We start from the raw sequence: 20,603 nt of genomic DNA on the forward strand, positions 1-20,603 counted from the left end.
CGCCTTCTCCCTAACCTTGAGAAGCGTAAAGATGCCTATACAATTCAAGTTGCCACCGCTCACCGTAGCCGTACTGGCCATCCTCGGCGGTTCCGCATGGCAGGCGCACGCGCAGACGCACGCGCCCGCGGCGGATCAGCAGCCGGCGGCCACCCCGCCAGCCGTCGTGGTCACCGGTTCGCGGATTCCCCGCGCCAGCCTGGAGGGACCATCGTCCGTCACCATCCTGACGGGCGATGAAATCACCAAGCAAGGGTACAAGAACGTCTTCGATGCGCTGACCAACCAGGTACAGAACAGCGGCTTTACGCAAGGCGAGGACTTCGGCAACACGTTCACGCCATCGGCCAATACCATCAGCCTGCGCGGCCTCGGTCCGAACCATACCCTGATCCTGCTCAATGGCCGCCGCCTGGCCGACTTCCCCGTCGCCTACGAAGGCACGGTCAACTTCACCAACCTGGCGAATATCCCGTCGAGCATCGTCGACCGCATCGAGATCCTCAACGGCGGCGCCTCGGCCATCTATGGTTCCGACGCGATCGCCGGCGTGGTCAACGTCATCCTGAAAAAGCAGACGGAAGGTTTCGATATCAACGTCAAGGCGGGCGGCACCACGCGCGGCGGCGCAGGCAACCAGCGCGTGCAGCTGACGGGCGGCGGCAATTTCGACAAGCTGCATACCTTGTTCAGTGTGGAGCTGAGCCAGCGCGATCCGCTGTCGAGCCTGCAGCGCGACTTCATGGCCACCCGCTCGGGCACGCCGACGAATATCGCGTCGCGTCGCGTGGTAAAGGCGGGTACTTCCGGCACCTACGTGGACCTGGGCGACACCTGCACGCAGTTCGGCGACCTGTTCGGCGGCAGCACCGTCAAGTATCAGGCGAAGAACGGCAGCTATTGCGCCAGCCCGAAAGTGGGCCCCACTTACTGGACCACGCAAACCAAGAACCGCAGCCAGAACGTGTTCGGCAGCGCCAACTATGAGCTGTCACCGGAAACGACCTTGTTCGCCGACTTCCTGATCGGCAAGAACTCGACCGAGAACAATACGCGCGGCCCGACGTGGACGTCGTCGTCGACGGGCAGCAGCTATTTCCGCAACCAGAATACCGATCGCTACGAAGCGTGGACGCGTTACATCTCGCCCGAGGAAATGGGCGGCGTGGAGCGCTACAACCGCAAGTGGGACGACCTGGCCACGGCCATCTCGCTGGGCGCCAAGGGCCGCCTTCCCGGCACGTCGTCGTGGCAATATGAGGCGAACTACAACGCCTCGGTGTACAAGAGCGAAAGCCACACGCCGCGTGCGCTGGCCAATATCGACAGCTTCTTCCTGGGTCCGAAACTGGGCACCGATGCCGCCGGCGTGCCGGTCTACGCACCGGATCCGGCCCGCCTGTCGCGCCGCGTGACGGCGGCCGAATTCGACAGCATCACGGGCAATTCCGACAGCGACGACAAGGCCTGGACGAATACCCTGAGCCTGGCCACCAACGGCGACCTGTTCCAGCTGCCCGCTGGCGCGGCAAAGATCGCCACCATCGCCGAAGTGGGCAAGCAGGGCTTCAGCAACGTGCCCGACGCGCGCCTGAACGAAGGCTACTTCAACGTCGCCACCAAGTCCGACATCACGGCCGGCACGCGCACCCGCTATGCGCTGGGGGCGGAAGTGAATCTGCCGCTGCATGAAAAGCTGACCGGCACCCTGGCCGGCCGCTACGACCGCTACAGCTTTGCCGGCCGCCATGACGGCAAGTTCACCTATAACGGCGGCCTGGAACTGCGTCCCGCGCCGGAGCTGCTGTTCCGCGCCAACTACGCCACCAGCTTCCGCGCGCCGGACATGAACTACATCTACAAGGCGCGCGGCACCGGTTACTACTCGAGCACCACCGATTACTACCGCTGCGGCGCCACGGGCCAGAGCATCGACAACTGCGAATTTGCAAACAAGTCGCCGGGCGCCGATTATGTGCAGAATGGCAGCCGCGACCTGCAGTCTGAAAAAGGCAAATCGTTCGGCGTGGGCGCCGTCTGGTCGCCAAGTGCCAATTTCGACGTCTCCGTCGATTACTGGAACATCAAGATCGACGACCTGGTGACGAACCTGAGCGCCGACAAGATCCTGCGCGACGAAGCCGATTGCCGCCTGGGCAAGCTCGACATCAATTCGCCCACCTGCGCCGATACCCTGGGCCGCGTCGAGCGTTTCGCGGCCAATGCCTTGAACCGCGCCGGCGAGATCAAGACCATCACCGTCAATCCGATCAACGCGGCCAAGCAGAGCAGCAGCGGCATCGACATCAGCGTCAAGTATTTGCTGCGCACGACGGACTATGGCCGCTTTGCCTTCAAGGCCAATTACGCCAAGGTGCTGAGCAATAAATCGCAGCAATTTGCCGGTGACGAAGAGATCGACGAGCTCAAATCGCTGAACAATTCCGACTGGCGCGACAAGCTGAACCTGAGCGTGAACTGGAGCGCTGGCGACTGGTCGAACACCCTGCTGGTCAGCCGCTACAGCAAGATCCCGAACGCCGCCGGTACCGGCTACCTGACGCCGACGGCGCTGGCCAACATCAGCACCGTGTACCGCATCAACGACCGCGCCACCTTGTCGCTGATCGTCAACAACGTGTTCGACAAGATCAAGCGCGACGACAGCGGCGGCTGGCCGTACTATCCGGTGGGCAGCTACAGCCCGCAGGGACGCCAGGGATGGGTCGAATTCAACTACCACTTCGGTTCATAATTCACGCTCGCCAGAGCAAGGCCGGAGCAGCTGACGCTGTTCCGGCTTTTTTATTTTCCGCTGCGTTTTTAGCCGACCGCCCCTCTATAATTGCCCGCTTGTCCTCTCTCGATGGAGTCTGACCCATGCTACGCCACGCCTTGCTGTCCACCGCCCTGTTCACCGTGTCTGCCGCCAGCGCGCACGCCGCTCCCGCCCTGACGACGGTGGCCGAGCGTTCCGCCTTCCAGCAGACGGGCCGCTATGCGGAAGTGGAAGCCCTGTGCCGCCAGTTCCAGGCGCGCTATCCGAAGCAGGTGCGCTGCATCGAATTTGGCCGCACGCCGGAGAACCGCCCCATGCTGGCGCTGGCCGTCAGCAATACGGGCGCGCTGACGCCGGCCGAGGCGGCGCACCGCCAGCTGCCCGTTCTGCTGGTGCAGGGCGGCATCCATGCCGGCGAAATCGACGGCAAGGATGCGGGCTTCCTGGCGCTGCGCGAAGTATTGGAGGGCAGGGCGGCGCCCGGCGCGCTGGACAAGCAGGTGCTGCTGTTCGTGCCCGTCTTCAACGTCGACGGCCATGAGCGCTTCGGCCAGTGGAACCGTCCGAACCAGCGCGGCCCCGTGGAAATGGGCTGGCGCAGCACGGCGCAAAACTACAATCTGAACCGCGAATACATGAAGGCCGATACGCCCGAGATGCAGCACATGCTGGCACTGGTGAACGCCTGGGATCCGCTGGCCTATGTCGACCTGCACGTGACGGACGGCGCCCAGTTCGAACCCGATATCTCGATCCAGGTCGAACCCGTGCATGCGGGCGACGCCGCGCTGCGCGTGGCCGGCACGGCCTTGCGCGATCAGGTCCTGGCCGACCTGGCCAGGCAGGGCTCCGATCCGAAGCCGTTCTATATTTCGTTTGCCGAGAACGACAATCCGCAATCGGGTTTTGTCGATTCGGCGCCGAACCCGCGCTTCTCGCATGGCTATTTCCTGCTGCGCAACCGCTTCGGCATGCTGGTGGAAACCCATTCGTGGAAGGACTATCCGACCCGCGTGCGCATCACGCGCAACACCATCGTCTCGCTGCTGTCGCAAGTGGCGCAGCATGGCGCGCAGTGGCGGCAAACAGCGCTCGAGGCGGACGCGCGCGCCGCGCGGCTGGCCGGCACCACCTTGCCGCTCACGTATAAAACGACAGACAAGAGCCGCATGATCGCGTTTCGCGGCTACGCCTACACGCGCACGCCGTCCGAGGTATCGGGCGCGCTGATGACGCGCTACGACGAAACCACGCCGCAGATCTGGAACGTGCCGCTGCGCGACGAGATCGTGCCCGACCTGCAGCTGGCCGCGCCCAAGGCCGGCTACCTGGTGCCCGCCGCGCACGCGCAGATGGTGGCGGCCAAGCTGCGCCAGCATGGCGTGTCGTATCAGGTGCTGGCCACAGCGCCCGGCACGCTGCCCGTCGAAACCTTCCGCGCTACGCAGGTGAAATTCGGCGCGCAGTCGTTCGAGGGCCGCCAGACGGCGGCCGTGCAGGGTGAGTGGCAGAAAGAGGCGCGCGTGGTCGGCGCGGGCGCGCTGTACGTGCCCGTCAACCAGGCCAAGGCGCGCCTGGTCGTGGCCCTGCTCGAGCCGCGCGCGCCCGATTCCCTGCTGGCCTGGGGCAGTTTCAATACGGCCTTCGAGCGCAAGGAATACATGGAAGAATACGTGGCCGAAGACGTGGCGCGCGCCCAGCTGGCGGCCGATCCGGCGCTGGCGGCGCAGTTCCACGAAAAGCTGGCCAGCGACCCCGCGTTTGCAAAAAGCCCGGCCGCGCGCCTGGAATTCTTCGCCCGCCGCCACGCCTCGTGGGATGAGCGGCTGAATCTGTACCCGGTGCTGCGCACGGATGCCGCGCCGGCGCTGAAGTAAGGGAAGCCGCGTGCCTTGCTAATTTGCAATGTGCGCGGCGCGGAAAATGCTATTGTGCCTGTTTTCCCGATCAGGGCTTCCAGTGGAGCACCAGCGCATGCCGCAGCAAACACCGAAAAAAATTCTTCTCCTGAGCGTCTCGGCCGGCGCCGGCCATATGCGCGCAGCGCAAGCCATCGAGGCATACGCGGGGCGCGATGACGGCGCCGGCCCTGCGGCGCTGGCCAGCCATCTCGACGTGATGGATTTCGTCACGCCCGCATTCCGCAAGCTGTACACGGATTTTTATATCAAGCTGGTCAACAAGGCGCCCGCGCTGTGGGGCTATCTGTACCACGCCACCCACGATGCGCCGCGCGACAGTTCGATGCAGCGCCTGCGCCGCGCCGTCGAGCGCCTCAACACGCGCGCGCTGATGGCGCAGATCGCCGCCTTCCAGCCCGATGCGATCATCTGCACGCATTTCCTGCCGGCCGAACTGCTGTCGCGCGCGCTGCGCCAGGGGCAGCTGGCTTGCCCCGTGTGGGTGCAGGTTACCGATTTCGACTTGCACCGCATGTGGGTGCATGAGCAGATGCAGGGCTATTTCGCCGCTACCGACGAAGTGGCGTTCCGCATGCGCCACGAAGGCATTCCCGCCGAACGCATCCACGTGACGGGCATCCCCATCATGCCCGCCTTTGCGCAGGCGCCCGACCGCGCGCAGTGCGCGCAGGCGTTTGGCCTCGACCCGCGGCGCACGACGATCCTGCTGATGGGCGGCGGGGCGGGACTGGGCAGCCTCGATACCATCGCCGCGCGCCTGCTGGCGCTGGATGGCGACTTCCAGCTGATCGTGCTGGCGGGGAAAAACGCCGCCGCGCTGGCGGCGCTGCAAGCACTGGCCGGCCGCTATCCGGGCCGCCTGCTGGCGCAAGGCTTTACCAGCGAAGTCGAGCGCCTGATGGCGTGCGCCGACCTGGTGATCACCAAGCCGGGCGGGCTGACCACCTCGGAATGCCTGGCCCTGGGCTTGCCCATGATCGTCAACTCGCCGATTCCGGGCCAGGAAGAGCGCAATGCCGACTATCTGCTGGAGCAGGGCGTGGCCCTGAAGGCATTCGATGCCGTCACCCTGGAATACCGCGTGCGCCTGTTGCTCGATCATCCGGAGCAGTTGCAAGCCATGCGGGCGAAAGCGCTGGCGCTGGGCCGCCCGCGCGCCGCCAGCGACGTGCTGGCGCAGGTGCTGGCGTGACGGGCGTCGTGGCAAAACCCTGGCAGATCGCCCTGACGCTGGCCTGGGTGGCCCTGCTGGGACTGTTTTTTGCGCAGGTGGAAATCCAGATCGAAGGGCCGGCCGGCTGGGCCGCCAACCTGCCCACCTGGCGCATCGAAAGCCACTGGCTGCTCGATATCTTCTGGGGCGGCCGGCCGATGACGGGCTACCATGCCTGGGTCTTTCCCTTCATTGCCCTGTTCTTCCATTTCCCCATGCTCTTCCTGGCGCAATGGTCGCTGCGCCTCGAGTGCCGCGCCATCGGCTGCATCATGCTGTTCTGGATCATCGAAGATTATCTGTGGTTCGTGCTCAATCCCGCCTATGGCGTGGCGCACTTCAATCCGACCCACATCGCCTGGCACAAGCACTGGCTGTGGTGGGCGCCGACCGACTACTGGGTATCGCTGCTGCTGGCTGGCGTGCTGCTGTGGTTTTCATACAAGAGGAAGTCATGACCTTATCGCCCTTGCCGCATCTTTTGCTGTTATTCCTGGCCCTGGCGGCCGGTTCCGCCGGCGCGCAGGCGCCCGTGGCGCCCGAGCGCAATACCGAATGGGCGACGCCGCTGCCGCACGTGTCCAACCTGCACCAGGTCACCCCCGTCCTGTTCCGCAGCGCAAAGCTCGACAGCGCCGATGTGGCGCAATTGCAGGCGCTGGGCGTGAAGACGGTGATCAGCCTGCGTTCCTTCCACTCCGACACGCAGGTGCTCGATGGCAGCGGCATCCGCGCCATCCGCATTCCCATCAATACCTGGGCCATCCGCGACAAGCATGTGATCGAGACCATGCGCAGCATCCGCGCCGCCGAGCAGCAGGGCCCCGTGCTGCTGCATTGCCTGCACGGCGCCGACCGCACGGGCATGATGGCCGCCATGTACCGCATGCTGTACCAGGGCTGGCCGCGCGAGAAGGCGATCGACGAGCTGAAAAATGGCGGTTACGGCTATCACGCCGTGTGGAAGAATATCGAAAGCTACCTCAAGCGCGTCGACGTGGCGGCGCTGCGCGCGCAGATCGAACAGGAAAAACCATGAAGACCCTGCTGTTCGCACTGGCCGCGTGTTCCGCTTGTTATCCGCTGGTCACCCTGGCGGCCACGCCTGCGCTCGATGTGCGCGATGTCAGCAAAGCCGGCATGCCCGGCAAGACCTTTGCCGCCACGACCAGCATGCCGGCCAGCGTGGCCACCGTCTGCGCGGCCATCCAGGATTTCGCCGGCTATCCGCAGTTCATGCCGAACGTGGAGAAGATCAAGGTGACGGCCGCCGGCGGCGGCGTGTCGCTGGTCGACGTCACGCTCAAGCTGCCGATGGGGAAAATCAAGCAGTACCGCCTGAGAATGACGCCCAAGGTGCTCGACGCCAGCTGCAGCCTGGCCTGGAAGCTGGTGCCGATGGAGGGACTGAAGGTGGAGGATACCATCGCCGACACCAGCGGCTACTGGCAGCTGTCGCCGGATCCGCTCGATGCGGGCGCTGCCGCCGTCAGATACCAGGTGTACACGGATCCGGGCCCCGTGCCGATGGGCCTGGGCTGGATCGTCGACAGCATGAGCCGCGACAGCATCCCGACAATGTTCGACGCGCTGCGGGCGCGGGTGGCCGCGCGCAAATAGCCGGCGTGGCGCGGCAGCCACTTCACGCCGGCGCGCCACTTCAGGCATGATGTCGTTTCATCCACACATCCGCCCGGAATCCGCATGGAACACCACAGCTTTCTCATCAACATACTCTTTTACCTGGTCGCCGCCATCATCATGGTGCCGCTGGCCAAGCGCCTGGGCATGGGTGCCGTGCTGGGCTACCTGGTGGCCGGCGTCGTCATCGGACCGTGGGGACTGGGCCTGATCAAGAATGTCGAGGTGATCCTCAGCTTTTCCGAATTCGGCGTGGTGCTGCTGCTGTTCCTGATCGGCCTGGAGCTGGAACCCAAACGATTGTGGCTGCTGCGCCGTCCCATCTTCGGCTGGGGCGGGGCGCAGGTGGGTGTCGTCAGCGCGGGCTTGTGCGCCGTGGCCATGGCCTTCGGCGTGGACTGGCGCACGGCGCTGGTCGGTGCGCTGGGGCTGTCGCTGTCGTCGACGGCCATCGTGCTGGCCACCCTGGGCGAACGCAAGCTGATGAGTACGCCGGCCGGTTCCGCCGGCTTTTCCATCTTGCTGTTCCAGGATATCGCCGCCATTCCCATGATCGCGCTGGTGCCGCTGCTCGGTGGCCTGGTCACGCACAGCGGTGAACCGGGCTGGCTGCGCGTGGCCAAGCTGGCCGCCGTGCTGGCCGCCCTGGTGATCGGCGGGCGCTTTCTCGTCAACCCCATCCTGCGCTTCATCGCCAGGACGGACTTGCGCGAAATCTTCACGGCGTTTGCCCTGCTGCTGGTGATCGCCATCTGCGTGCTGATGGAATCGGTGGGCCTGTCGATGGCGCTGGGCACCTTCATGGCGGGCGTGCTGCTGGCCGATTCCGAATACCGGCATGAGCTCATTTCCGACCTGGAACCGTTCAAGGGCTTGTTGCTGGGCCTGTTCTTCATCGCCGTGGGCATGTCCGTCGATTTCGGCGTGCTGCGCGCCCAGCCGCTGCTGATCCTGGCCCTGGTGGCGGGCCTGCTGCTGGTGAAGATCGCCTTGCTGTACCTGCTGTCGAAGTTTGTCGACATTCCCCGCGGCCAGCAGCTGTTCTTTGCGCTGCTGCTGTCGCAAGGGGGCGAATTCGCCTTCGTCGTGTTTGCCGCCGCCGAGGCCGCGCACGTGTTTGCGCCGCAGACGGCCGCGCTGCTGGTCGTGGTGGTGACCCTGTCGATGGTGGCGACGCCCTTGCTGCTGCTGGCGCACGACAAATTCGTCGCGCCGCGCCTGCAAGGCGACAAGAAGCGCCGTCCCGACGACCATATCGAGGCGCAGGACAACCCCATCGTCATCGCCGGCTTCGGCCGCTTCGGCCAGATCATCGGCCGCCTGCTGGCGGCCAACAAGATCGGCGTGACGGTGCTCGATCACGACCCGGACCAGATCGAGCTGTTGCGCAAGTTCGGCTTCAAGGTGTTTTATGGCGACGCCACGCGCGTGGACCTGCTGGTGGCGGCCGGCATCGAGAAGGCGAAGGCGCTGGTGATCGCCATCGACAATGTGGACGACAGCCTGGCCCTGGTCGACGCCGTGCGCCTGCGCCTGCCCGAACTGACGATACTGGCGCGCGCGCGCAACGTCACGCATTACTATGAATTGATGAAGCGGGGCGTGACCCTGATCGAGCGCGAGACGTTTGCCGCGGCGCTGCTGCTGGGTGAACAGACCTTGCAGCAGGTGGGCTTCAGCGCGGAGCGCGCGCAGCGCGCGGCCGGCATCTTCGGCCGGCATAACCTCAAGACCTTGCTGGAAGTGGCGCCGCACTTCCAGGACCAGCAAAAAGTCATGTCCCTCACGCGCCAGGCGCGCGAGGAGCTGGAAGACATGTTCGAGAGCGATGCGGCGGCGTTTGCCTCGGAGCAAGCAGAAAATGGTAGGTCGGATTAGCGGCAAAGCCGCGTAATCCGACACTTTGTTGGCGTTGCTGGTGCTGTCGGCTTACGCGCTTTGCGCTAAGCCGACCTACGCCTCCTGGCAAGCGGCTTATTTTCCCCGTTTGCTCTCAATCGCCTCGATCTGGTCCATGATGCCGTTCATGCGCGATACCAGCGCCTGGTACGGTTTCGGCGAGGCCAGGTCGACGCCGGCCGTCTTCACTAGATCGTAGGGGTAGGCCGAGCCGCCCGCGCCGAGCATCTTCAGGTAGGCGGCCAGCGCGCCCGGTTCCTTGTCGAGGATGCGCTGCGCGAAATCCTGCGCCGCCGCGATCGAGGTGGCGTACTGGAACACATAGTAGCCGTGATAGAAATGCGGCACGTAGGCCCATTCCAGCGCGTAGGCGGGATCGATGCTCATGACGCCTTGCGCTTCGCCGTGGTAGCGCTTGAGGATGCCGGCATAGATGGCCGTGATCTCTTCGCCCGTCAGCGACTCGCCCTTGTCCACCTTGCCGTGGATGGCCGCCTCGAATTCGGCGAACATGGCCTGGCGGAAGAAGGTGCCGCGCAGGTTTTCCAGCGCCGCGCCCAGGTACAGCAGGCGCTCGTCGTCATCCTTGGCCTGCTTCAGGCGCGCGTCGAGCAGCAGCGCCTCGTTCGTCGTCGAGGCGATTTCCGCGACAAAGATGCTGTACGGCGCATAGATCGACGGCTGCGCCTTGTTGGCCAGCACCGAGTGCATGGCGTGACCCCATTCGTGCGTCAGGGTGCTGACGGCTTCGTAATTGTCCGTGTAGTTGAGCAGCACGAACGGATGCACGTCGTACGCGTCGCCATTCATGTAGGCGCCCGCCACCTTGCGCGGACGCGGATACACATCCATCCAGCGCGCGTCCACGGCGGCGGTCAACGCTTTCACGTAGTCGGGGCCCAGCGGCGCGACGGAATCGAGCATCATCTGCTTGCCTTCGGCCAGCGGGAAGGTGCGCTCGCTTTTCAGCAGCGGCGCATACACGTCGTAGTACGCCAGGTCCTTCACGCCCAGCATGCGCGCGCGCAGCTTGAAGTAGCGGTGCAGGGTGGGCAGGTTGGCGTTGGTTTGCGCGATCAGGGTCTGGTAGACGGCGGGCGGCAAGTTGTCGGCGTCGAGCGCGGCGCTTTGCGAATCGGCGTAGTGGCGCACCTTGGCATACGCGGCATCCGTTTTCAGCTGGCCGTACAGGGTTTCGCCGAACGTGCGTTCGTATTCTTTCCACTTGCCGAAGAAGGCGTCGAACACCCGCTTGCGGTCGGCGCGGTTGTCGTCGCCCCGGTATTTTGTGTAGGCCGCCTGGTCGAGGCGTACTTCCTTGCCGTCCGACAGTGTGACGGTCGGCCACGGGATTTCCGCATTGGCCAGGGTGCGGTAGACGCTGGCGGCCGAGCTTGTTGCCAGGCCGAACTGCGCCACCAGCTGCTCGCTGGCCGCGTCGAGCGTGTGCGGCGCGCTGCGCAGCATGTTACTCAACTGAAAGCGATACAGCTGTAGCCCCTTGTCTTGCGCCAGCATGGCATTGATGCGCTTGCTGCCCAGGGCGAGGATTTCCGGCTGCAGAAAGGTGCTGGCCTGGGTGAAGTCGTTGCCCAGCAGGGCGGCGCGCTGGTTCAGCTGGTTGCCCTTGCTGTCCCCCGTATCCTGGTCGTAGTACTGCGCCGCATAGGTGGTGAGCGTATTGACGCGCTTGCGCGCATCGGCGACCAGGTCCAGGCAGCTTTTCAGGCGGGCCGGCGAGGCTTTCAACTGCCCCTTGCAGCCAGCCAGCTGCTGCAGCTGGGCCGACAGCCGTTTCGCATCGGCGTCGAACGCGGCATCGTCTTGATACAGCGCCGTCAAATCCCAGCGGTCGGCCTGGCGGTCGGTGGGCGCCGGGGCAGGGGCGGCAGTGGCGGTGGCGAGCCCGAGGGCCAGCAGGGAGAACAGCAGGGGGCGCTTGAGCGCGGATGGCGTCATGGTTCATTCCAGTGAGGTTGTCGGAAGAATGCGTGCTGACCGCCGGGCAGGAATGCGCGCGTGACACATGGCGTACCGGCAGAGCTGACTACGGTACATCAAATGGACGCAGGGGGAAAGAGGGGGATGCCGCCACCAGGACGGTGGCGGCGAAAACAACGGGGGCTTACAACAGCGGATTACAGCGCTTGCAGCGGGATCGTGCCGAACGTGGTCGGCGTCGAGCATGGCTCTTCATCGAAGGCGATGTCGCCCATGGGGTTGGCCACGCCGTCCGCCTTCAAGTCCTTGAAGCCGAACAGTTTCGGGTCCATCAGGTGCGATGGCGCCACGTTCGACAGCGCCGAGAAGATGCTTTCCACGCGGCCGGGGAATTTCTTGTCCCATTCGCGCATCAAGCCCTTGATCTGCTTGCGCTGCAGGTTTTCCTGCGAACCGCACAGGTCGCATGGAATGATGGGGAAGCCCTTGACTTCCGCATAGCGCTGCGTGTCCTCTTCCTTCACGTAGGCCATCGGGCGGATGACGATGTGCTTGCCGTCGTCCGATTGCAGCTTGGCCGGCATGCCTTTCAGTTTGCCGCCGAAGAACATATTTAGGAAGAATGTTTCCAAAATATCATCGCGGTGGTGGCCCAGGGCGATCTTGTTGGCGCCCAGCTCGTCCGCCACGCGGTACAGGATGCCGCGGCGCAGGCGCGAGCACAGCGAGCAAGTCGTCTTGCCTTCCGGAATCAGGCGCTTGACGATGCTGTAGGTATCCTGGTTTTCGATGTGGAAGGCCACGCCCAGTTCCGTCAGGTAGGCGGGCAGGATGTCCGGCGGGAAGTTCGGCTGCTTCTGGTCCAGGTTGACGGCGACGATATCGAAATGAATCGGCGCGCGCTCGCGCAAGGTCATCAGGATATCGAGCAGCGCATAGCTATCCTTGCCGCCGGACAGGCACACCATCACCTTGTCGCCGTCTTCGATCATATTGAAGTCGCCGATGGCTTGCCCCACCAGGCGGCACAGGCGCTTGTGCAGCTTGTTGTTTTCCAGGGCGATCTTTTCCGCCTTCTTGCGCGCCAGTTTCTGCGCTTCCACGTTGGCCGGGAATTCCACGGCCGTTGTCGTCGTTTCCAGCACGGCGGTGTTGCTCATGTTGTTCATGCTTCATCCTTGATCTTGAATACTTCCACGCCCACGCCTTCGCAGTCGGGATACACGTCCGGTTTCATGCTCGATACGCGCGCGGCGCGTACGCGCGGGTGCGCCAGCATGGCGGCGAGCACGTCGTCGACCAGGCTTTCCTGCAGCTGCACGTGGCCTTGCGCCATGCGCTTGGCGATGGTTTCGCGCATGAAGTCGTAGTCGACCACCTCTTCCAGCTGGTCGTCCTTGGGCGTCGACAGGGCCAGGGGAATGTACAGGTCGACGTTGATGAGGACGCGCTGCTCGCCCTTTTTCTCGAAGTCGTAGACGCCGATGTTGATGAGGACTTCGTAATTGCGCAGGAACAGCCGGCGGCAGTCAAGCAGGCGAGGGTGGGACAGGGCGGACGACATAGTTTTACCTTTTCGGGGATGCTGAATGCGGGTTGTTTGGCAGGGCTGCTGATTATTTGGTCAAAAACATGACGTCGCGCGGCAAGCCGATCAAATGCTGGCCGCCATCGACCAGCAGGGTCGTGCCCGTCAGCGCGCGCGCGCCGGCCACGTAACAGACGCTGTCGGCCACGTCCTCGGGCGTGCTGGAGCGTCCCAGCGGCGTATTTTCATGCGCCTTGGCAAAGTTCGCTGCCGTCTGTTCGCCGGAGACCATGGTGATGCCGGGGGCAATGCCCACCACGCGCACTTTCGGCGCCAGCGCCTGGGCCAGCATGGTGGTCGCCGACAGCAGCGCCGCCTTGGACAGGGTGTACGACAAAAAATCAGGATTGAGATTGTACAGTTTTTGATCCAGCAAGTTGATGACCACGGCTTGCCCGCCTGCCGGGGTGGCATGGTACAGCGCTTGCGCCAGCAGGATGGGGGCGGCCAGGTTGGCGTGCATGTGGGCGTCCAGGGCGGCGAAGGAAAAATCGCCCGCATTGTCGTATTCAAACAACGATGCGTTGTTGACGATGCAAGTGACGGGGCCCAGCGCCGCCTGCGCCTGCGGCAATAGCTGGCGCACGGCGTCTTCCTGCGCCAGGTCGCAGGGGAATGCCTGCGCGCGGCGGCCCAGCGCCGTGATGTCCGCCACCAGGCTGAGCGCTTCGTCGCGCGAGTCGCGGTAATGGACGGCGATATCCCAGCCGTCGCGCGCCAGGCCCAGCGCGATGGCGCGGCCGATGCGCCGCGCCGCGCCCGTGACGAGGGCGACGCGGGGTGTGCTGTCGAATGGCGTTGTCGTTGCTTCTGTCATGTCTTTGTTATGGTTGAGATATTCGGTGGACGCCGCACTGGCGGCATGCGCCGCCGATTCGCTACAATGCGGGTATGTCTCTTCCCGCACCCGATAGCGACGCGCTGGCCGCGTCCCATGCCTTGCAGCACCAGATTGCCGCCGAAATCGCGCGCAATGACGGCGCCATTCCCTTTGTCCGCTTCATGGAACTGGCGCTGTACGCGCCTGACCTCGGTTATTACAGCGGCGGCGCCGCCAAGCTGGGCAAAGATGGCGATTTTACAACCGCGCCGGAGATTTCGCCCCTGTTCGGCGCCACGCTGGCCCATGTGGCAGCCGCTATTATGGCGCAAACGGCCCCGCGCATCCTCGAATTCGGCGCCGGCACGGGCAAGCTGGCTTTCGATATCCTGACGGAAGCGGCGAATGCCGGCATCGCTATCGAACAGTATGCGATCGTCGAATTGTCCGGCGAGTTGCGCGCGCGCCAGGAGCTGGCGCTGGCCGCCTTTCCGCAGGTGGTGTGGCTCGACGGCTTTCCCGACAGTTTTGAAGGCGCCGTGTTCGGCAATGAAGTGCTTGACGCCATGCCCGTCAACCTGATCAGCAAGACGCCCGCCGGCTGGTGCGAGCTCGACGTCGGCATTGCCGATGGCCAGTTCGTCTTTGTCGAACGCCCTGCCGACGCCGACGTGGCCGCGCAGATCGCCGCCCAGGTGCCGGACGCCGATGCCTTGCCGGTCGGCTATGTCAGCGAGATCCACGGCGTGGCCTGCGGCTTCATGCGCTCGCTGGCGCGCATGCTGACCAATGGCCAGGGCGGCGCGGCCGTGCTGTTCGATTACGGTTTTCCCGCGCACGAGTATTACCTGGACTTGCGCGCCACGGGCACCTTGATGTGCCATTACCGCCACCACGCCCACGCGGAACCGTTTTATCTGCCCGGCTTGCAGGACATCACGGCCCACGTCGATTTCACGGCCATGGCGGTGGCGGCGCAGGATGCGGGTCTCGATGTGCTCGCGTACATGAACCAGGCATCCTTCCTGCTGGGCGCGGGCATCGGCGACTTGCTGCTGCGCACCGATCCGGAACAGGTCAAGACCTACCTGCCGCAGGCCAGCGCCGTGCAAAAGCTGGTGTCGCCGGCCGAGATGGGGGAATTGTTCAAGGTGCTGGTGGTGGGGCACCAGGTGGCGTTGCCGGAAGCGCTGTTGTCCAGTGACCGCAGTCACCGCCTGTAAGCGCTGGCAATATCAAGGCAGGGCAGTGCCGCCCTGCAATTTCCTGTCCGCCGGTGGTTATTATCTTGTCATATCGTATATGATGACCGACACAGCACGGTTCCATCCTGCAAGAACCCGTCGCCGCGCACCGATTTCAAGATAGAACGATGGGAAAGATACATACACACTATGACAACCTGAAAGTGGCGCGCCTGGCGCCGCAGGAAGTCATACGTGCCGCGTACAAAGCCCTCAGCCAGAAATACCACCCAGACAAGAATCCGGGCGACGAAAAGGCCGCCCGCATCATGGCTATCCTCAACAGCGCCTATGGCACCTTGTCCGATCCACAACGCCGCAAGGAACACGACGAGTGGATCGCCGCCGAGGAGTGGGAAATCGAATGGCTGGAAAGCACCCACCACGAAGAAGGCAAGACCCGCGATGGCCGCGCGAAAGGCCATGCCCAGCCGCATGAGCACGCCTGGGCGCAGGATGTACCGCCGCCGAAGGGCAAGGCGCGGAGCGGGGCGCAACCCATCTGGCGCAACTGGCGCTGGTGGCTGAGCCTGCTGGTTTGTTTGCTGCTGGGCTGGCTGGGCGCCTTGCTGATGCTCGATACGTCCCAGCCGATGCCGTCCGCGCTGGCGTCGGCCTGGAGCGGCCTGGCCCGCGATGGCGCCAAGCCGCGCCCGGAACCGGCGGCGCCGGGAGCCGGCGCCTTGCTGCCGCCGTCCAAGGCAGAGGCCGTGGCCATCGATAGCTGGGCGGTGGGCAAGCCGTATGCGGCCGAACCCGCGCAGGCGAAGGCGCCCGAGATCCGCGTGCTGGCCGTCTCCCAGCTGAGCCTGAAAGCCAGCCGGCCCGCCTGCGATGGCACCAGCCAGGCCGAGTCGGCGGCGCTGGTGGCGCCGAATGGCGAGCCTTGGCCGGCGCAGTCCGGTTATGTGGATGGCTTCCCGATCGGTAACAAGGGCAATGAACTGAGCTTGACCATCGACAACAGCGGCAATGCGGCGCCCGTGTTCGTCAAGCTGTATGACCAGGAGCGGCGCTCGAATGTGCGTTATCTGTACATCCTGGCCAATGACAAGCTGACGGTGGAGCAGCTCAGCGCGGGCAAGTACGAAGTGCGCTACCAGGCCGTCGGGCCCGGCCAGGACAGTTGCGGCGCCACGCGCAGCGGTGCGTCGGCATCCGCGCCGGCGCCGGCCGTTGGCGAAGGCGGCACGCAGAATCCTGTTGTAAGCAGCATCTAATCTGATTATGCTTGATATGCGTCAACGCAGCGTCCACATCGAACTTATCCCTTAGGAGTATTCATGACCGACCTCAAAGCCGATGCAGATGATAACTGGCTGCTCGACGAAGATGAGCCGGTGGCCAGCCCTGCCGGGCTGGCCGCGCCCGACCAGCGCCTGTGGCGTGTCCTGATCGTCGATGACGACGTCGACGTGCATGCGGTCACGCGGCTGGCGCTGCGCAATGTCAGTTTCAAGGGCCGTGAACTGGAACTGTTTTCCGCCTACAGCGGCCGCGAAGCGTATGACATCCTGCGCGACACGCCCGATATCGCGCTGGTGCTGCTCGACGTGGTGATGGAAACGGATGACGCCGGCCTGATCCTCGCCAAGCGCATCCGCGCCGACCTGAACAACTCCATCGTGCGCGTCGTGCTGCGCACGGGCCAGCCGGGCCAGGCGCCCGAGCAGCGCGTCATCATCGAATACGACATCAACGATTACAAGGCCAAGACGGAGCTGACGACGCAAAAGCTGTTTACCACCGTTATCTCGGCCTTGCGCGCCTACGAGAGCCTGATGATGCTCGAGCGCAGCCGCATCGGCCTGGGCAAGATCCTCGCCGGCGCCACCAATCTGTACCAGATCCATTCCCTGCGCGAATTCGCTTCCGGCGTGCTCAACCAGGTTAGCGCCATCCTCGACGTGGGCGCCGATGGCGTGCTGTGCCTGATGCAGGGCGGCGCCGGGCGGCCCGAGGTGGTGGCCGCCACGGGCACCTATGCCGTGCTGGCCGAGGCCGAAGCCATGCCGGCCGACCACGCGCTCACGCCCACCATCGACAAGGCGTTCGCGGAAAAGCGCAGCCAGTTCGAGCATCCGGCCAACGTGCTGTTCATCCACACGGAAGGCAACCGCGAGCTGGCCATTTCCGTTACGCCGCCGTGGCCGCTGGCGCAGATCCAGCGCGATCTGCTGGAAGTGTTTTGCCAGCGTATCGCGGCCGCCTTCGACAACCTGTACATGTTCGGCCAGCTGCGCAAGGCGCAGGAAGCGACCGTCGTGGCGCTGGCCGACCTGGCCGAGTTCCGCGACAGCGACACGGGCGGCCACGTGCGGCGGGTGCAGCAGCTGTCCGACGCCATCGCCCGGCGCATGCAGCAGCGCGGCGTGTATGCGGACGAGCTCAGCCCGCAACTGCTCGACATGATCGGCCTGGCCAGCATCCTGCACGACGTGGGCAAGGTGGCCACGCCGGACGCCGTGCTGCTCAAACCGGGCCGGCATACGGACGAGGAACGCACGCAGATGCAGCTGCACGCCAGCGTCGGGCGCACCATCCTCGAGCGGGCCGCCAACATGGTCGACGGCGTCAGCTACCTCACGTATGGCGCGCAGATCGCCGGCGGCCACCACGAGCATTTCGATGGCGCCGGCTATCCGAACGGCCTGAAGGGGCGCGACATTCCCTTGGCCGCGCGCATCGTCGCCGTGGTCGACGTCTTCGATGCCCTGCTGCATGAGCGGCCGTACAAGGAGCCATGGCCGTATCCGCAGGTGCGCGAATACATCGAGCAGCGCAGCGGCAGCCAGTTCGATCCGGAAGTGGTGACGGCGCTGCTGGACCTGATCGACAACGAGCCGCAACTGTGGCATCCGGAGCGCGCCAACGCTTGAGCGGCAATTGGTGTGGCGTTTTTCGGCGCGGCCCCATTCCCTTGCGCGCGGCGCCGTCATATACTCGGCAGCCTCATGCTGGCCGGCGCCACGCACCAGTGTGGCGCGCCGCGGAGTTTTCGGACATCACGACATGAAAGAACTCAAGGGCCTTAGCGCACTGATCATCGAGCCCCATCCTGGCATGCGCGCCAGCCTGCACAATATGCTCAATCTGTGCGGCCTGGCGAAGATCGATGACGCGGCCAGCTCGGGCCAGGCGATCCGCATGCTGGGCAGCAAATCGTATGATTTGATCCTGTGCGAATACGACCTCGACGGCGGGCAGGATGGCCAGCAGATGCTGGAAGACTTGCGCCACCATAAATTGATGCACGCGTCGACCATGTTTTTCATGGTGACGGGCGAAGGCAGCTTCGCCAAGGTGGTCAGCGCCGTCGAGCTCTTGCCCACCGATTACATCCTCAAACCGTTCACCGCCGACAACATGCTCGAGCGCATAGCCCGCGCGCTGGACAAGCGCAATGCCTTCGTGCCCGTGTATGAACTGATCGACGTGGGTAATGAACGGGCGGCGATTGCCGCCTGCACCGAGGGCGCCAGCCTGTACCCCCGCTATGCCACCGATTTCCTGCGCCTGCGCGCGGAACTGCACCTGCTGCTGGGCGAGGCGGCCGACGCCGAGCCGATCTACGCAGCCCTGTATGAAAGCAAGTCCATCGGCTGGGCGCGCCTGGGGCAGGCCAAGACGCAGTTCCTGCTGGGCGAATACGCGGCGGCGCAGGGCATGCTGGAAGGGCTGCTGGAAAACAACAAGCGCTTCCTCGACGCCTATGACTGGCTGGCGCGCACGCATCTGGCGCAAGGCAAGCCGGAATTGGCGCAAGCGGCCCTGAGCGAGGCGGTGGCCCTGTCGCCGCACGCCGTGCGCCGCTTGCGCCGCCTGGGCGAGGCGGCCCTGGCGGCCGACGATATCGAGATGGCGGAAAAATCCCTCAAACTGGTGGTCAGCAAGGCCAAATATTCGGAATTCCGCGATCCGGAAGACCATGTGCGCCTGGTGCAGACCCTGGTGCGCAAGGGCGATCCCTTACAGGCGGGGGCCGTGATCCGCGACCTCGACAAGTCGATGGGCGGGCAAAAGAATGCGGAACTGTGCAGCGCCTTGTGCAGCGCCATGCTGCATGCGCATACGGGCAACGCGGAACGCCTGCAGCAATCGCTGGACGCGGCCCTGGCCGCCAACCGCCACAGCGTGGGCGGCTCGAACATGCTGAAAACCGAGCTGGCGCGCCACTGCCTGGCGCATGGGCGCGAGGATGGCGCGGCCGAGGTGATGCGCGAAGTCATGCGCAATGCGCCCGACAGCGCGGCCATGACGCGCGCCATGGCCGTCTTCGAGCAGGCGGGGCGCGACGAGCTGGCCAAGGCGCTGGCGCGGCAAAGCCGCCAGGAAGTGGCCGACATGGTGGCGGCCGGCGCGGCGAAGGCGGGCGAGGGCGATTTCCGCGGCGCCGTCGATCTCATGGGCGAGGCCGTCACGCGCCTGCCCGACAATCCGCAAGTGGTCTTCAATGCGGCCGTGGCCGTGCTGAAATGCCTGGAACATGAGGGATGGGATGAGCGCATGGGGCAGCAGGCGCTGACCTTTATCGCCGGCGTGCGCCGGCTGGACCCGCGCAACCCCAAATTGCCCGTATTGTCGGGCCTGCATCAGCAGTTGTTGCGCAAATATAAGCCGCTGGGCAATTCCTGGATGCATCCGCCTGACGCACGGTAAATGGGGAAAATGCGGGGCGAATGACGGGAAAATGCGGCTTGGCGGCAGGGATGATAAAAAAAATGCGAAAAAAGTCGACTTTTTCGCGCCAACCCTTGCACTTTCTCAAATCGGGAGCTTATAATCACGCCCCGAAGCAGCCAACTTCTTCTTTATACGCAAATGCAGCAGTCAGGCATCGGCAAATAAGGTTGACAGTTGTGAGTAGATGCTTCATACTCTGCGGTTCCCGCGGAGGGGTGGCCGAGTGGTTAAAGGCGACAGACTGTAAATCTGTTCTCTATGAGTACGCTGGTTCGAATCCAGCCCCCTCCACCAAGTTTTTGCAAGGAAAACTGGGTAGTAGCAAAAGTAAGTGAAGATAATGTGAACGATACCTCGCGGGTGTAGCTCAATGGTAGAGCAGAAGCCTTCCAAGCTTACGACGAGGGTTCGATTCCCTTCACCCGCTCCAGTTTCCGTTCAGATGCTTGATGCATCGCATGCAACAAATTACAGCCCTTGTAGCTCAGTGGTAGAGCACTCCCTTGGTAAGGGAGAGGCCACGTGTTCGATCCACGTCAAGGGCACCAGAATTCGCAGCAGGCAGCACAGAAGCAATTCAAACCAGACCGTCGGGCGTGTGCCTGAGCAATCTAATCAAATCATTAGGAGTTCAAAATGGCAAAAGGTAAATTCGAACGGACCAAGCCGCACGTCAACGTCGGCACCATCGGCCACGTCGACCACGGTAAAACCACGCTGACCGCTGCAATCGCAACGGTTCTGTCGAAGAAATTCGGCGGCGAAGCCAAAGCATACGACCAGATCGATGCGGCTCCAGAAGAAAAAGCGCGCGGTATCACGATCAACACCGCCCACGTCGAGTACGAAACGGAAACGCGTCACTACGCGCAC

16 protein-coding genes and 3 tRNA genes are annotated in these 20,603 nt (G+C 64.1%); 15 read left to right on the forward strand and 4 right to left on the reverse strand.

The annotated features are described in order from the left end of the window. Positions 1-31: 31 nt before the first annotated feature. The 7 genes from AC0V2Y_RS16965 (at position 32) to kefC (ending at position 9,433) form a co-directional block, all read left to right on the forward strand. On the forward strand, positions 32-2,755 hold the full coding sequence (locus tag AC0V2Y_RS16965; protein WP_475415895.1) for a TonB-dependent receptor plug domain-containing protein: 2,724 nt from the start codon (positions 32-34) through the stop codon (positions 2,753-2,755). A 125-nt stretch (positions 2,756-2,880) separates the two neighbouring features. Then, positions 2,881-4,656, forward strand: coding sequence for a M14 family metallopeptidase (locus AC0V2Y_RS16970; protein WP_475415896.1), 1,776 nt, complete (start codon positions 2,881-2,883; stop codon positions 4,654-4,656). 97 nt (positions 4,657-4,753) lie between these two features. Next, entirely contained in the window at positions 4,754-5,893 is a 1,140-nt protein-coding gene (locus tag AC0V2Y_RS16975; protein WP_475415897.1) for an MGDG synthase family glycosyltransferase, read from the forward strand. An 8-nt stretch (positions 5,894-5,901) separates the two neighbouring features. Beyond that, the gene (locus AC0V2Y_RS16980; RefSeq protein ID WP_475415898.1) at positions 5,902-6,372 is read left to right on the forward strand and encodes a hypothetical protein; all 471 of its coding nucleotides are present in this window, start codon (positions 5,902-5,904) and stop codon (positions 6,370-6,372) included. Further along, entirely contained in the window at positions 6,369-6,953 is a 585-nt protein-coding gene (locus AC0V2Y_RS16985) for a dual specificity protein phosphatase family protein (protein ID WP_475415899.1), read from the forward strand. Before AC0V2Y_RS16980 ends, AC0V2Y_RS16985 begins: the two co-directional genes overlap by 4 nt. Beyond that, positions 6,950-7,534, forward strand: coding sequence for an SRPBCC family protein (locus tag AC0V2Y_RS16990; RefSeq protein WP_475415900.1), 585 nt, complete (start codon positions 6,950-6,952; stop codon positions 7,532-7,534). Before AC0V2Y_RS16985 ends, AC0V2Y_RS16990 begins: the two co-directional genes overlap by 4 nt. Positions 7,535-7,618: 84 nt before the next feature. Then, entirely contained in the window at positions 7,619-9,433 is a 1,815-nt protein-coding gene (gene kefC, locus AC0V2Y_RS16995; RefSeq protein WP_475415901.1) for a glutathione-regulated potassium-efflux system protein KefC, read from the forward strand. A 96-nt stretch (positions 9,434-9,529) separates the two neighbouring features. Here the strand turns inward: kefC and pepF are convergent, their stop codons facing one another. The 4 genes from pepF to AC0V2Y_RS17015 form a co-directional block, all read right to left on the reverse strand. Continuing rightward, positions 9,530-11,413 carry an oligoendopeptidase F gene (gene pepF, locus AC0V2Y_RS17000; RefSeq protein ID WP_475415902.1) on the reverse strand — a complete coding sequence of 628 codons (1,884 nt, stop codon included), beginning with the start codon at positions 11,411-11,413 and terminating at the stop codon, positions 9,530-9,532. 179 nt (positions 11,414-11,592) lie between these two features. Continuing rightward, a complete protein-coding gene (ttcA, locus tag AC0V2Y_RS17005; protein WP_475415909.1) occupies positions 11,593-12,555 on the reverse strand; it encodes a tRNA 2-thiocytidine(32) synthetase TtcA in 963 nt (320 codons plus the stop codon). 5 nt (positions 12,556-12,560) lie between these two features. Continuing rightward, positions 12,561-12,959 (reverse strand): dihydroneopterin aldolase, encoded by a 399-nt coding sequence (locus AC0V2Y_RS17010; protein ID WP_086140320.1) that lies wholly within the window; start codon positions 12,957-12,959, stop codon positions 12,561-12,563. A gap of 52 nt (positions 12,960-13,011) precedes the next feature. Next, entirely contained in the window at positions 13,012-13,800 is a 789-nt protein-coding gene (locus tag AC0V2Y_RS17015) for an SDR family oxidoreductase (protein WP_475415903.1), read from the reverse strand. A gap of 74 nt (positions 13,801-13,874) precedes the next feature. Between AC0V2Y_RS17015 and AC0V2Y_RS17020 the strand changes: the two genes are divergently transcribed. From AC0V2Y_RS17020 to AC0V2Y_RS17055, 8 genes are all read left to right on the forward strand, one after another. Further along, positions 13,875-15,026 carry a class I SAM-dependent methyltransferase gene (locus AC0V2Y_RS17020; protein WP_475415904.1) on the forward strand — a complete coding sequence of 384 codons (1,152 nt, stop codon included), beginning with the start codon at positions 13,875-13,877 and terminating at the stop codon, positions 15,024-15,026. 149 nt (positions 15,027-15,175) lie between these two features. Next, a complete protein-coding gene (locus tag AC0V2Y_RS17025; RefSeq protein WP_475415905.1) occupies positions 15,176-16,267 on the forward strand; it encodes a J domain-containing protein in 1,092 nt (363 codons plus the stop codon). Positions 16,268-16,330: 63 nt separating this feature from the next. Beyond that, positions 16,331-17,926, forward strand: coding sequence for a DUF3369 domain-containing protein (locus AC0V2Y_RS17030; RefSeq protein WP_475415906.1), 1,596 nt, complete (start codon positions 16,331-16,333; stop codon positions 17,924-17,926). A gap of 133 nt (positions 17,927-18,059) precedes the next feature. After that, on the forward strand, positions 18,060-19,706 hold the full coding sequence (locus AC0V2Y_RS17035; RefSeq protein WP_475415907.1) for a response regulator: 1,647 nt from the start codon (positions 18,060-18,062) through the stop codon (positions 19,704-19,706). Between the two features lie 233 nt (positions 19,707-19,939). After that, positions 19,940-20,024, forward strand: a tRNA-Tyr gene (locus AC0V2Y_RS17040). Positions 20,025-20,086: 62 nt separating this feature from the next. Further along, a tRNA-Gly gene (locus AC0V2Y_RS17045) sits at positions 20,087-20,160 on the forward strand. A 43-nt stretch (positions 20,161-20,203) separates the two neighbouring features. Beyond that, positions 20,204-20,278: transfer RNA gene (locus AC0V2Y_RS17050), tRNA-Thr, on the forward strand. A gap of 88 nt (positions 20,279-20,366) precedes the next feature. Beyond that, the coding region (locus AC0V2Y_RS17055) for a GTP-binding protein (protein ID WP_475413842.1) at positions 20,367-20,603 on the forward strand (237 nt) is incomplete at its 3' end.

The sequence above is a fragment of the Janthinobacterium sp. BHSEK genome (assembly GCF_056174685.1).

Excerpts from the sequence above, each read along its gene's own strand:
- ttcA (WP_475415909.1), bottom strand. The coding sequence starts at position 12,555 with ATGAGCAACACCGCCGTGCTGGAAACGACGACAACGGCCGTGGAATTC.
- AC0V2Y_RS16970 (WP_475415896.1), top strand. The coding sequence starts at position 2,881 with ATGCTACGCCACGCCTTGCTGTCCACCGCCCTGTTCACCGTGTCTGCC.
- AC0V2Y_RS16990 (WP_475415900.1), top strand. The coding sequence starts at position 6,950 with ATGAAGACCCTGCTGTTCGCACTGGCCGCGTGTTCCGCTTGTTATCCG.
- AC0V2Y_RS16975 (WP_475415897.1), top strand. The coding sequence starts at position 4,754 with ATGCCGCAGCAAACACCGAAAAAAATTCTTCTCCTGAGCGTCTCGGCC.
- AC0V2Y_RS17015 (WP_475415903.1), bottom strand. The coding sequence starts at position 13,800 with ATGACAGAAGCAACGACAACGCCATTCGACAGCACACCCCGCGTCGCC.
- AC0V2Y_RS17035 (WP_475415907.1), top strand. The coding sequence starts at position 18,060 with ATGAAAGAACTCAAGGGCCTTAGCGCACTGATCATCGAGCCCCATCCT.
- pepF (WP_475415902.1), bottom strand. The coding sequence starts at position 11,413 with ATGACGCCATCCGCGCTCAAGCGCCCCCTGCTGTTCTCCCTGCTGGCC.
- kefC (WP_475415901.1), top strand. The coding sequence starts at position 7,619 with ATGGAACACCACAGCTTTCTCATCAACATACTCTTTTACCTGGTCGCC.
- AC0V2Y_RS16985 (WP_475415899.1), top strand. The coding sequence starts at position 6,369 with ATGACCTTATCGCCCTTGCCGCATCTTTTGCTGTTATTCCTGGCCCTG.
- AC0V2Y_RS17025 (WP_475415905.1), top strand. The coding sequence starts at position 15,176 with ATGGGAAAGATACATACACACTATGACAACCTGAAAGTGGCGCGCCTG.
- AC0V2Y_RS16965 (WP_475415895.1), top strand. The coding sequence starts at position 32 with ATGCCTATACAATTCAAGTTGCCACCGCTCACCGTAGCCGTACTGGCC.
- AC0V2Y_RS17020 (WP_475415904.1), top strand. The coding sequence starts at position 13,875 with ATGTCTCTTCCCGCACCCGATAGCGACGCGCTGGCCGCGTCCCATGCC.
- AC0V2Y_RS17010 (WP_086140320.1), bottom strand. The coding sequence starts at position 12,959 with ATGTCGTCCGCCCTGTCCCACCCTCGCCTGCTTGACTGCCGCCGGCTG.
- AC0V2Y_RS17030 (WP_475415906.1), top strand. The coding sequence starts at position 16,331 with ATGACCGACCTCAAAGCCGATGCAGATGATAACTGGCTGCTCGACGAA.